At 40.6% G+C, this 13,302-nt stretch carries 10 protein-coding genes; 3 read left to right on the top strand and 7 right to left on the bottom strand.

The window, feature by feature from the left end; all coding sequences use genetic code 11:
• Positions 1-70: 70 nt before the first annotated feature.
• Positions 71-1,156: a 23S rRNA pseudouridine(1911/1915/1917) synthase RluD gene (rluD, locus tag OO007_RS07755; RefSeq protein ID WP_325808367.1), complete on the bottom strand. Its 1,086-nt coding sequence runs from the start codon at positions 1,154-1,156 to the stop codon at positions 71-73.
• A 159-nt stretch (positions 1,157-1,315) separates the two neighbouring features.
• On the opposite strand from rluD, the gene OO007_RS07750 reads away from it, so the two are divergent.
• Together OO007_RS07750 and OO007_RS07745 are read left to right on the top strand one after the other, a co-directional pair.
• Positions 1,316-2,119, top strand: coding sequence for an outer membrane protein assembly factor BamD (locus tag OO007_RS07750; protein WP_243651530.1), 804 nt, complete (start codon positions 1,316-1,318; stop codon positions 2,117-2,119).
• A 264-nt stretch (positions 2,120-2,383) separates the two neighbouring features.
• The gene (locus OO007_RS07745; RefSeq protein WP_325808366.1) at positions 2,384-3,946 is read left to right on the top strand and encodes a SulP family inorganic anion transporter; all 1,563 of its coding nucleotides are present in this window, start codon (positions 2,384-2,386) and stop codon (positions 3,944-3,946) included.
• Positions 3,947-4,077: 131 nt separating this feature from the next.
• Here the strand turns inward: OO007_RS07745 and OO007_RS07740 are convergent, their stop codons facing one another.
• Entirely contained in the window at positions 4,078-4,734 is a 657-nt protein-coding gene (locus OO007_RS07740; protein WP_131905333.1) for an HAD-IA family hydrolase, read from the bottom strand.
• 18 nt (positions 4,735-4,752) lie between these two features.
• Positions 4,753-5,811, bottom strand: coding sequence for an RluA family pseudouridine synthase (locus OO007_RS07735; RefSeq protein ID WP_325808365.1), 1,059 nt, complete (start codon positions 5,809-5,811; stop codon positions 4,753-4,755).
• Between the two features lie 591 nt (positions 5,812-6,402).
• Here OO007_RS07735 and OO007_RS07730 point away from each other — a divergent pair.
• Positions 6,403-9,570, top strand: a complete 3,168-nt coding sequence (locus tag OO007_RS07730) for an Rne/Rng family ribonuclease (protein WP_325808364.1) — start codon at positions 6,403-6,405, stop codon at positions 9,568-9,570.
• A gap of 147 nt (positions 9,571-9,717) precedes the next feature.
• Here the strand turns inward: OO007_RS07730 and OO007_RS07725 are convergent, their stop codons facing one another.
• From OO007_RS07725 to dcd, 4 genes are all read right to left on the bottom strand, one after another.
• Positions 9,718-10,212 carry a low molecular weight protein-tyrosine-phosphatase gene (locus OO007_RS07725; protein ID WP_325808363.1) on the bottom strand — a complete coding sequence of 165 codons (495 nt, stop codon included), beginning with the start codon at positions 10,210-10,212 and terminating at the stop codon, positions 9,718-9,720.
• Positions 10,205-12,136, bottom strand: coding sequence for a potassium channel family protein (locus OO007_RS07720; RefSeq protein WP_325808362.1), 1,932 nt, complete (start codon positions 12,134-12,136; stop codon positions 10,205-10,207). The genes OO007_RS07725 and OO007_RS07720 overlap by 8 nt, the downstream gene beginning before the upstream one ends.
• 39 nt (positions 12,137-12,175) lie before the next feature.
• A complete protein-coding gene (locus tag OO007_RS07715) occupies positions 12,176-12,559 on the bottom strand; it encodes a DUF6394 family protein (RefSeq protein WP_131905337.1) in 384 nt (127 codons plus the stop codon).
• A gap of 172 nt (positions 12,560-12,731) precedes the next feature.
• Positions 12,732-13,298, bottom strand: coding sequence for a dCTP deaminase (dcd, locus tag OO007_RS07710; RefSeq protein WP_325808361.1), 567 nt, complete (start codon positions 13,296-13,298; stop codon positions 12,732-12,734).
• Positions 13,299-13,302: the final 4 nt, after the last annotated feature.

Raw genomic sequence — 13,302 nt, 5'->3', positions numbered from 1 at the left:
AAATAATACTGAAGCCACCCCCCTACTTTGAGGCGTTTTTTTCGTTAGACATTATGAGTAATAATGTCTTTTATTCAGACTTATCTATCTGCAATCGATCAACCAATAACTGCATATCAGCCGGCATATCAACCTGCCATGACATCTCTTCTTCAGTGTGAGGATGAATAATGGTTAAGCGGGTCGCATGCAATGATTGGCGATTCATTTTTTGTAATTGCTCGCGTAATTCACCATCAATATTTGCAGGGACTCGAGAACGTCCACCATAGACTCTATCGCCCAGAATAGGCATGTGCCTCCAAGCCAAATGAACGCGTATTTGATGGGTACGACCCGTTTCAAGATTCACTCTTAGTAGCGTGTGATGAAGTAACTTTTGCTCTACACGATAGTGCGTAATCGCCGTCTTTCCACCACCACTAGTGAGCACCGTCATTTTCTTTCTATCTTGTGGATGCCTACCGATGTTTGCTTCGATAGTATCTCCGGCAATCACTTCTTTGCATACAAGCGCTAAATATTCGCGCTTTACTTCTCGCTCTTGTAATTGGTTGACCAGTGCAGTGTGCGTTTCCAGCGTTTTAGCCACCATCATTAAACCAGTGGTATCTTTGTCGAGCCGATGTACGATACCAGCTCTGGGTAAGTTCTCTTGTGCAGCGTTATGCGCGAGCAGCCCGTTGACTAAGGTACCCGTCTGATTACCAGCACCAGGATGTACAACTAAACCAGCTGGTTTGTTGATAACCAATAAATGATCATCTTCATAAACAATATCGAGTTTGATTGCTTCGGGTAAATCGTAGGTTTGCTGCTGTAATACCGGGGTAACAACAACCTCTTCACCGCCGATGACTTTGTCTCTTACATTAGCCACTTTATTATTAATACGAATATCGCCAGATTTAATCCATTTCTGTAATTGGCTTCGTGAAAACTGTGGGCACAGTTCAGCGACAACGCGGTCTAATCTATCGCCCAGATACTCTTCGGGTATCGAAAATACTATCTGATTATTGTCTGTGCTGTTGTCTGTGCTGTTGTCTGTGCTATTTTCAGTGATGTTTTCCATACTGTTGTCAGCGCTACTATCCGCATTCATTTCTGACAAATCTTCAGCATTTTGTTCGATATCACTTTCATTATTACTCATATTCACGTTTTTTTGACCACTTCTCTGCATACAACTTCCAATTATAAGGTAATATTTATACAGAATGTTGTAATACTGTTCTAATAATTAAACTGCTGTATAATTAAGCAGATAAAAGAACTGAAAATAAAACAAGCACATATTAACCAAGGGCCTTTCATGAACATATTTAAACCATCTATTAATCACAATCAGTCTAAGTCCATCTGGGTTGTGGCCGTGATGATAATTCTTTCTGTAATGCTTAGCTCATGCTCACAAAAAAAGAAGGATATATCCGCGGAAGATTCTAAAGCAACTGCACAGCAATTGTTTAAAGATGCCAGAATATCTATGGATGAGAAGAACTACGAAGAAGCAATTAAAAAATATGAAGCACTAGAAGCGAAATACCCATTAGGGCGTTACGCACAACAAGCGCTTCTAGAACAAGCCTACGCATACTACAAATACGATGAACCTGATACTGCGTTAGACACCATAGATCGTTATATGCGTGTTTACCCAAGAAGTCCTCGTATGGATTACGCTTTGTACTTACGCGGTCTGGTTAACTACAGCCGTGGTGGAAGTATCATTGATAAAGTATTCCCACGTAATTTTTCTGATTTAGATGGTGTGCGCCAGAAAGAAGCCTTTCAGGACTTCTCAACACTCATCACAAGACACAAAAACAGTCCTTATGCAGCTGATGCCAAGAAACGCATGCACTACCTGAAGAACACGTTGGGCGAATCAGAAGTGAATGTTGCTAAATATTATATGAAGCGTGGTGCTTACCTTGCAGCTTTTAATCGAGCTGATTACACAATCAAACACCATCAAGGAACGCCGGCGGTTATTGAAGCACTTCAAATCAAAGTGTGCGCTTCAAGAAAGTTAGGCAAAAAAGGACTTGCTGAAGACACAATGAGAATCATTAAATTGAACTTCCCGCAAAAAACCAAGTTTTCATGCTTATAGTTTTTAAATTAATTTTTTTGAGTTAATGTTTTCTACTAACTATCAGAAAACAATTAACTGAAAACAACTAAGGAATCATTAGTTAAAACGAAAAGATTCGAGACAAAACATCAAGAGCTTCCATTTGGAGGCTCTTTTTTTGTGTGTTAATCGATAAAAATTTACAGAAATGACCACTTACTCATCTTATATTTTGAGAAGAGGTATTATCTTTATTAAAAAACTGTATACTACCGCCCAAAATCATAAAGCCAGTAATTTCCCATGTTTAGCATAATTTCAAAACGTCCTGAAAGCATTAAAAATGACTTACTTTCGGGGCTCACAGTCGCGCTTGCTCTAGTACCAGAAGCTGTTGCTTTTGCCATTCTTGCTCATTTACATCCATTAACTGGTTTATATGCCGCATTCACTATTGGTTTAATCGCTTCTATTGTTGGTGGTCGCCCAGGGATGATATCTGGCGCTACCGGGGCTATCGCCGTAGTTGTTGGTACCTTAGTGCTTACTCATGGAGAGGAGTATTTGTTTGCCGCCGTCATGATGATGGGGCTGATTCAGATCATCTTCGGCATTTTAAAAATGGGTAAGTTTATACGGCTAGTACCACACCCAGTGTTTTTAGGATTCGTAAATGGACTGGCATTGGTCATATTGATCGCCCAATTTGAACACTTCAAAGTACCAGGTCCTAATGATACGCACGAATGGATTGCTGGTTCAGCACTCTATATCATGATTATCTTAATCGTTATTACTATGGCAATCATTCAGTTTTTGCCGCGCTTCACTAAAGCGATCCCATCAACACTTGCTGCTATTATTGTTGGTACCTTACTGGTTATTGGCTTAAATCTGGACACCAGAACTGTTGCAGACATGGCTTCTATCAAAGGTGTATTCCCTCCTTTCCATTTACCAGAAGTCGATCTTTCCTGGGAAGCATTCAAGATTGTTTTCCCTTACGCCATTATCATGGCACTTGTGGGTTTAATCGAGAGTTTGCTCACACTTAACCTTGTTGATGAGTTAACAGAAACAACAGGTCATCCTAATCGTGAATGTATTGGTCAGGGCGTAGCAAATACGGTCACTGGCATGTTCAGTGGTATGGGGGGTTGTGCCATGGTTGGACAAAGCATCATCAACATAAAGTCTGGCGGTAGAAGTCGTCTTTCAGGCATTTCAGCCTCTATATTTTTGCTTATCTTTATTCTCTATGCCTCATCGCTGATTGAAGTGATTCCGATTGCGGTATTGGTTGGCGTAATGTTTATGGTGGTTATTGGCACATTCGAATGGGGTAGCTTGCGTTTACTGGGCAAAATTCCATTATCTGACTGGATCATTATTGTTGCAGTTACAGCCATTACCGTTGCTTCTGATAATTTGGCACTTGCAGTAATAGTAGGCGTCATTCTCTCTGCTTTGGTATTTGCCTGGGAGCATGCAAAACATATCGATGCGGTTACGCATTTGGATAGCATGGGTAATAAAGTCTATGAAATTAGCGGGCCTTTATTCTTTGCCTCTATTAGTAACTTTCAGGAAATATTCACCCCAAAAGATGACACTGACGATGTCGTTGTAGATTTCAAGAATTCACGTATCGCAGATCATTCAGCATTAGAAGCCATCGAAAAATTAGCAGATCGATACGATCGTGCGGGTAAGCGTCTTCATATCAAACACCTTAGTAAAGAATGCCGCCTACTACTCAAAAAAGCAGGCCCATTAGTTGAAGTGAATGTTGTTGAAGACCCTGATTATCATGTCGCTGCAGATAATGTGGCAGATAAGGTAAATTCTGGCGTAAATCTAAAATAGATTATTGAGTATTGACACCCCCCACCTTTGGGGCACTTTTTTTAAAGTGACAAGGTGCCATACAAGGCAACAAGGCAACAAGGCAACAACAATAATAGTTGTTTAGAGAGTCACGCTTAATTAAAACAATATTAGGTGTGATCGTTCAACCATTTAGGTAGTTGATTGATATCGTCGATAAACCCTACCGGACCTTGTTTTAGCAAACGAAGTAAATCGTGCACGCCGTAACTCACAGCAAAACCATCAACCTTCGCATTATTTGCCAATTGTAAATCGTATTCGCTGTCACCAATCATCAGCGCCTTGTTAGCATCCGTATTATAATCCACTAATATTTCTTCAAGCATTTGAGGGTGTGGCTTAGAGCGCGTCTCATCCGCACAGCGTGTGATGGGAAAGTACTCATGCAAACCTGTTTCCGATAAGCCCTTCTCAAGTCCTCTACGTGATTTACCCGTTGCCACAGCCAATTCATAACCGGTCTCTTTTAGTCCTTTGAGTACATCTTCTACGCCGGCAAACAGTGGACTTGGTGTTTTGTCTTTAAACAAATAATGCTCACGATAAGTCTGGCAAGCATGCTGTATTTCTTTCGGCTTCAAATCGGGGTAAAGCGAACTTATTGCCTCTTCAAGCCCCAAACCAATAATATTGCTGATTTCTACATCGGTTCGAGACTCCAGACTTAATTCAGAAATTGCAGATTGCATACAATTAACAATCTGGGTTTTTGAATCCATTAACGTGCCATCCCAATCGAACACCAGCAATGAGTATTTATCCATATTTTTATTTATTTCTGTTTAGTTTGTTTTAAGTTTTTCTATGACGGCAGTGAGCTCATCCGGCAGATTAATCTTACAATCGTAGATTTTGCCACTACTTTTAAGTTTAAAATTAAGATGATAAGCGTGCAAAAACAGCCGCTTTAATCCAATTTCCTTTTTTGCAGAGCGATTAGCAGCGAAATCACCGTATTGAGAGTCACCCATAACTGGATTTCCTAAATCTGCCAGCTGCGTTCTAATTTGATGCATTCTACCGGTGAGTAGTTCAACTTCCATTAAACTGTAGCTCTGAAACACTGTTAATGGACGAAAAATACTTTCGGACTCTTTTGATTTATCGCTTTTATCAAGACTTTCACCTTTAACAACACGTACTTTTTGATTACTGCCACGGTTCTTTTGCAAATGATTTTTAATGTGCTGTTTGCCACCGTGCCACTGACCCAGTATCAATGTTTGATAGAACTTATTGATTTGTTTTTGTTTGAGCATCTCATGCAGTTCTAATAGCACCCCCCTACTTTTAGCCAGCATGACAATTCCACTGGTTTCTTTATCTAAACGGTGTACTAACTCAACAAACGGTAATTCAGGGCGTAACTGCCTAAAGCTTTCAATCAGCCCGAAGCGAACTCCTGAGCCACCATGAACGGCTAAACCAGAAGATTTATTGATTAAAATAATGTCATCGTCTTCTAGAATGATTGCTTGAGATAAAGCATCCAGAAACGATTGCGGAATCGTTTCCTGTTTTTCTTTCACTGGCAAATAAACGGGCGGTATTCTTACGACATCCTGATCTTGTAGCTTTTGCGTTGGCTTAGCACGTTTCTTATTAACGCGAACTTCGCCTTTACGTAAAATACGGTAAACATACGAGCGTGGGGTGTCTTTTAATTCTCTCAGCAAGAAATTATCAATACGTTGCCCGGCATGAGATGCATCGATAGTGACGAATCTGACTTTATGCACCAACACATTTTCAGGCATGTTTTTTTTCGTATCTGCCATAGCGCTTTTATCAAGATCTTGGGCAGTTGTGTTTTTTGGCTTTACGTCTGATGCATTTTTCATGAGTTAAGTTTACACAAGTGATATTTTAATTGTTGTAGAAAAACCTCCATATTGATATAATTAATAACTGATTTTCAAATGTTTTTTGAAGTCAAAAGATTTACTCAATCAAGATCAGATATTACTCATATCAACTTGATTTAAACACAGCGTTTATCTGGTCGAAATGACAAACAGATAAATAATTAAAGGACGCAGCTCCTTGCCAATTAGAACAATTTTGAAGTTAATAACACTTAAAATTACCTTCAGAGCTTACACATCATTATTTAAAATATTGTAATTATTTTGTAGAGACATTTGTAGTCATTTTGTAGTTATAACAATAACCTGAAAACAGGATTGGGCTAAAACCAAATAGGGATTCTCAAGAATTTACTTCTAAAGCTATCAGACAAATAGCTTGTTTAATTTTAGTGTGTACTTTTAAATACATTTCTAAATGCCCTTCATTGGCATTTTATAGTGGTTTATTGTGTAGATAGAAAAAGTTAACACCGTTTTGTAAAAACGATATAACACCTATCCTGACTGGCAATACGTGAGCTGTAGCATCGGTTAATTCCGATACAAAACAGGAAACGTACACCCATGAAAAGAATTTTAATAAACGCGACACAACAAGAAGAAATACGCGTTGCAATGGTCGATGGCCAATATCTATATGATCTAGACATCGAACATCCTTTCAGAGCACAGAAAAAAGCCAATATATACAAAGGCATTATCACTCGAGTAGAACCAAGTTTAGAAGCTGCATTCGTTAATTACGGCGCTGATCGACACGGCTTTCTCCCCTTCAAAGAAATTTCCCGTGAATACTGGAATACCTCTAAATCAAAGAAAAACGATAAGAACAACAAGGGTCGCCCATCGATCTCCGATGTAATCAAAGAAGGTCAGGAAGTTTTACTCCAGGTAGATAAAGAAGAGCGCGGCAACAAAGGCGCAGCACTTACTACTCAAATCAGCCTTGCAGGTCGTTATTTAGTACTAATGCCAAACAACCCTAGAGCGGGTGGCGTATCACGAAGAATTGAAGGCGATGATAGAAATAAAATCCGTGAAATCCTCGATCAATTAGATCTGGACGAAGGCATGGGTGCGATTGTTCGCACTGCCGGCGTAGGTCGTGAGTTAGAAGAACTTACGTGGGACATGGAATACTTAAAAACACTCTGGGCAGCAATCAAAGATGCTCATGAGCAAACGACGGCACCTAGCCTGCTGTATCAAGAAAGCAACGTCATCATCAGAACCTTACGCGATTACTTCCGCAAAGACGTAGGTGAAATCATTATTGATAACGAGCGTGTATATCAACAAGCACACGACTTCATTAATGCGGTAATGCCACACAACCTGAATAAGCTTAAGCACTACACAGATACTGTTCCATTATTCAGCCGTTATCAGGTTGAGCATCAAATTGAATCTGCTTTCCATCGTGAAGTTACACTGCCTTCTGGTGGTGCGATCGTAATCGATCACACTGAAGCACTGACGTCTATTGATGTTAACTCAGCTCGAGCCACAAAAGGCCGAAGCATTGAAGAAACTGCTCTCAATAATAACCTTGAAGCCGCTGACGAAGTTGCAAGACAACTACGTCTTCGTGACCTCGGTGGATTAGTTGTCATCGACTTTATCGATATGCAGCCTAATAAAAACCAACGCGCCGTTGAACGTCAATTACGCGATGCATTAAAAGTCGATCGTGCCAGAGTACAAATCTCACGCATCTCACGTTTCGGTTTACTCGAAATGTCACGCCAGCGATTACGCCCATCTTTAGGCGAATCGAGCCAGATTGTTTGCCCACGTTGTAGCGGTCAAGGCACTATCCGTGGCATCGAATCCATGGCGCTTTCTATTCTTCGTTTAATGGAAGAAGAAGCAATGAAAGAAGGCACTGTTGAAGTTGTTGCTCAAACACCCGTTAAAGTAGCAACATTTATTCTCAATGAAAAGCGTAAGAGCCTGACTGAAATTCAAGCTCGTCATAATATGCAATTAACGGTGTTGCCAAACCCTGAATTAGATACGCCTCATTATGAGATTGTTCGTCGCAAAGAAAGTGACGTAGAAGATTCTTCTGTTCAGAGTTATAAGCAGATAACCAAGCCTGAAGTACAACCTGAAAGCACTAAAGAAACAATGCCACAATCCGTTGAAACGGCTGTTGTAAGCAATGTCACTCCTGCTAGTCCTGCTCCTTCACCGCAAGCGCTTCAAGAAACTAAAAACCCGGGCGTTGTTACTCGAATTTTCAGTGCTTTATTTGGAAGCAAAAAAGTAGAAGAAGCTGTGGAAGAACCAAAGACTCGTCAACGACCTGAGAAAAAACCACAACAGAACCGTAACGACAACTCCAATCGTACACGTAACACTAATTCACGTAACAACAATAACCGTTCTAATAATAATCGCCGTAAGCCGAATAACAACAGCAATGGCAATAACCCGAATGCGAATAAAAATAATCGCAATCAAAATACCAAGCAGAACGCTAAAGGAAATAGTAAGCCGCAAAATAATACACAAGCTAACGGCAACGTAAAAGATAATACAAAACCTCAAGCACCGAAGCAGCAAGCTAAACGCAACAATAATAAACCAAGACAAAATCAGAATAACAACACTGTTGATACTGAGAACAATCAAAATACAGTAGCTGAATCAAACGGCAACCAAGCTAAGCAGCAAGCGCCGAAACAGAATTCTAAGCAGCCTAGAGCTAAACAGGAAAACAAGGCACCTAGACAGAACCGTAAGCCAAATTCAGACAAAGAAAATGCCAATACTGCTGATACTAATAAACAAGTTGAGAACCAACAGGACCAATCTCCTATTGAGATTAAAATTCCTGCGGCTCCCAAGACAAATAAAAAGCCTAGTACAGATAAAGCCGCCGAAGCATCAAAGACTTCAAATACAGAAAGTTCTACTGTGACTTCATCAACATCAAAAACACCTAAGCCTTCTGACACTAAAGAAGTTAAGGCCGAAGTAAAAACTGATGCGCCGAAAAAGACGAGTACTGATAAAGTTGAAAGCACACCTAAAGCGGAAGCGCCAAAGACAACTACTAAAACTCAAACCAGAACATCAAAAGCCTCTAAATCTACTGAATCGAATGCTTCTGATACAACGGCTACTGCAAAGAAACCTGCTAGCAAGAGAAAATCTTCTAACAAAGACAATGTAGAAACTAATGTAGAAGCTAAAACTTCTGCGCAGACTAGAGAAACAGCACCTGCAAATAATGCTGCAGTTAAAGAAAGCGCACCAGCAGCTAAAAGCAGTAATTCAACCACCAAAGAGTCAGCAAGCACGGACAAGCAATCGACAGAAGCTTCTGCGACGTCTAAACCAGCAGCTGCAAAAGTAGCCACAACGACGACTCGACGTAAAACGACTACCAAGAAAGCTACTGCGTCTGATAAGCCGTCTACTCCTGCAAAAGCAAAAACCAAGCCTGCCACCACTAAAAAAGCAGCAAGCAAGGAAGATAAGCCAGCAGCGAAAAAACGCGCTCCTGCAAAAGCCAAGAAAACAGAAAGCGATACTGCAGTAGCAAAGTCTACTGATGCAGCAACTACGACTGCTGCTAAACCAGCAACGCCTGCGCCAGTAGCGACAACGACAACCAAGAAAAGAAGCTCTTCAGCAACAAAACCTGAGCCTTCGGATAAACCTGTTGAAGTAGTCGTAAAAAAACCTGAGGCGAATACACCCACGCAGGAGGCAAGTGAATAAATCACTTAAGCCGTAAGTCCAAAAGCTAGAAACAAAAAAGCCCGGGAGCATATTGCTCCCGAGCTTTTTTGTTTCGACGTATTAGTTTTTATATAAGAATAGGTATATTCTTTTTGTTATCTAAGCTTCTACTTGGTTTAGCATTCTTTACAAATCGTACTTTAGGATATGCTCTACTAACCCTGTTGATGCGGACTGCACCATATCAAATACCTGCTCAAATCCATTACCGCCACCATAGTATGGATCTGGCACTTCTTCATTATCCCATGCGGAAGCAAATTCCATAAAGAGGTGTAATTCTGCTTTGGACTTAGATTCATTTCTATCTTTAATACTCAGTAAGTTTTCATAGTTGGCATTATCCATGGCGATAATATAATCAAAGTTAAGAAAATCATCAGTCTCTACTTTTCTTGCTCTTTGACTGGATAAATCGATACCATTAGCAAGCGCTGTTTTTTGTGATCGAGCATCTGGTTGCTCACCGATATGATAGGCATGTGTACCTGCAGAATCTATGTGAATACGATCAATAAGGTTTCTTTGCTGTACAGTATGACGAAACACACCCTCAGCAGTGGGTGACCGACATATATTACCCATACACACAAACAATACGGAGACTTTTTCTTTACTCATCTTTATTGGTACCTGTATCTGAGGAAGCGTTAGATATTGGCTTATCTTCATCAGATGGGCTTTTTACATCTTTTGCTTTCTCAGATTTTTTTGTTACTTTTTCTGTTACATCTTCTGCTTTTATTAATTCTTCGTCTTGCTCTTCTGTTTGCTCTTTTATTTGTTCTTTGTCAGCGTCACTATCTTTAAAGCTATCATCAACGCTAGTGGCACCAACACCCTTTCTATATTCCCAGAGTTTTCTTAACACCCAGCCTGAAGGCTTATCCTCACCGGTCAAAATATATTCGAGCATATTAATATTATTGAGGGAAAGCATCATATTATCTCGTGCTTTAATGCTACCGCACATCAGATAACGATCACCTTCTTTGATGAATCGATTTTCTTCTGGCAATAACACATTGCCTTCACCTCTACGTAGAAACAGAGGGAGTGTTTTCAATATTCTCTTATAAGAACCATCTTCGGTCATTTCATTGCCGCATAAAACATCTGAAACCAGTAACGATCGTTGCTTTAAAATCTGGTACAAAGCAGGCGTTTCTTCTGCACATACTGTGATTTCCCAGAGGTCTGGGATATCTTGTTCCACAACGCCAATGATACTGCTTACTAATTCATTTGAACGCTCATTCTTGAAACGCGAAACAATACGTAAGAAATCACCCAATAAAGGTGTTTTGATTAAGGCAAAGATCGTATTTGAGATAACGCTACCGCGTTGCATCACCATATCCAGATTAGCAGCCTCAAAGAGATGTGCATTCTTATCTTCATTTTGACGTGCAACTCTAAAAATATCAGGATTCTCTTCCTGTGCAGTCATTAAAATGGAAAGGTTATCCGCATCAATATTGGTTCCACCGATAATACCAACTGCTTCTTTTATCCCAGCTTTACGTAGAGTTGCTGCTTCTGTGGCTCTGCCCATTACCGTACCCGCAGGCAGATCTCTTTTAGTCCGGTCCGATTCAATCACGCGTAAATCAACATCTTCGTCATCCAGATGTTCATAGAGTGACTCACCAAAACGGCCAAAACCGGAAATGATCCATAAACCTTGCGCCAAAACCGGAGGCTCTTTCATGACTTGATGGGATATTCCCGTCATCCAGTCATATAAACAATAAAGACTGGGTGATCGAATCGCTAAAGCGAGGCGTGAGGCAAAAGTTTCAAACGGATTAATGACTTCATTCGCGCCAAAAGACAAAATATTTGCTTCAGCTTCTGGCGTTTCAGCACGAGCAATTAATCGCAAATCCGGATTGAGCAATTGTGCCACGATAGCAACAGTAAGATTGACCGTATCATCATTCGCCAAGGTAACCATGCCTTGGCACCATGGGTGTTTCACACCAGCCATTTCCAGAAATTCAGATTGCGAGGCATCTGCACAGAGTGCAAACACAGGTGATTTAAAATCATCTCCTTCAAGCTCTGTAATACGGTTTTCATCAATATCAATAACGACCGTAAGAATATGCTCGTTAGTCAATGATCGTGTGAGTTGCGTACCGGTATCGCCATAACCACAAACGATGTAAAAAGGTTCTCGAATATTACCTACTCGGCGACGAAAACTATTGATTCTCATTTGCTGACGGAACACAGCATCCTGAAAAATACTTAGCAGCATACCAATGCAATATAACCATGCAACAACCGTGGCATACATGGTGATCAACGCCCAGAAGCGTTGCGTATCGGTAAAAGCGTAAGGTATTTCACCAAAACCAATGGTGGTTGCCATAAAGCTGACAAAGTAAAACGCGTGGAAAAAAGACATTTTCCATGGCTGCCCCTGATCATCAACACCTGGGATGATGACGAAGCCAAGTATTGAAATGGCATAGATAACCACTAATACAAACAGCGGCGACCTTAAGCGGCGAAACAGGATATGGAATAGACTAGACATGTTTCAACGGATAGTGACTAAATTAAAGTCCACAATCTACTATCTGCGAACAGTGATTGTTTCTGAGACCAGTAGCACAACCGAAATGATATTAGCTAGTAAAGCACCGCCTGACAGTGAGACCACTATGGATAAGGTTTCGCCGTTGAGTGAAGCCTCGGTAACATGCTCAGTATAGCCCCAGACAATCGCTGCAGCGATTAATTGTAAATCGGCAACCAGACTCGTTGCCAGAAAAACAGCACCGAGATGGGTTCGATCTCCCACTTTTAAAATGGTTGCTATCATGCTAACGACAAGCGCCGCATACAACTCGAAGATATTATGATGACTGGCGTTGTCCATACCACCCAGAAAAAAACCAAAATTGAGTGTGAGTGCTAACACAATAAAAAATGCAAATATGACTTTTTCTGAATTCATACCTTAGCCTTTTGAAAATAAGAAATCAGTAGGGTAATTATCAATAAAAGTCCCCCCCCTACTTTGAGGCACTTTTTTTATGTCATGTCATAAACTACAGCGCTATGGCAAATATCCAAAGCACTGTAATCAGTGGCCCTAAAAACTACAAAGGTTCGCTAGAGTGCAATGTTTACGTTTTAGGTAACGTAACGCCTTGCTGCCCCTGATACTTACCACCACGATCTTTATATGAGGTTTCACAAATCTCATCAGACTCAAAAAACAACATCTGGGCAACGCCTTCATTGGCGTATATTTTAGCAGGCAACGGCGATGTGTTAGAAAATTCCAAAGTCACATGGCCTTCCCATTCTGGTTCTAATGGCGTTACATTTACAATAATACCGCAACGTGCATAGGTTGATTTACCCAGGCAAACGGTTAACACACTGCGTGGGATTCTGAAATACTCAACAGTACGTGCCAAAGCAAATGAATTTGGAGGAATGATACAAACGTCAGATTGAATATCGACAAAACTGTTTTCATCAAACGCTTTAGGATCAACAACCGCCGAATTGATGTTAGTGAATATTTTAAACTCATCAGCACAACGCACATCGTAACCGTAACTAGATGTTCCATAAGACACAATCTTCTGGGTATCTTTCTCACGAACCTGACCCGTTTCAAACGGCTCAATCATGCCATGCTGTTCCGACATTCTGCGGATCCATTTATCAGACTTTATACTCATAAGT

This window comes from Cocleimonas sp. KMM 6892 (assembly GCF_035798195.1).
Classification (GTDB): Bacteria; Pseudomonadota; Gammaproteobacteria; order Thiotrichales; family Thiotrichaceae; genus Cocleimonas; species Cocleimonas flava.
The sequence above is the reverse complement of the archived record's forward strand: the minus strand, read 5'-3'. Positions and strand labels throughout refer to the sequence as shown.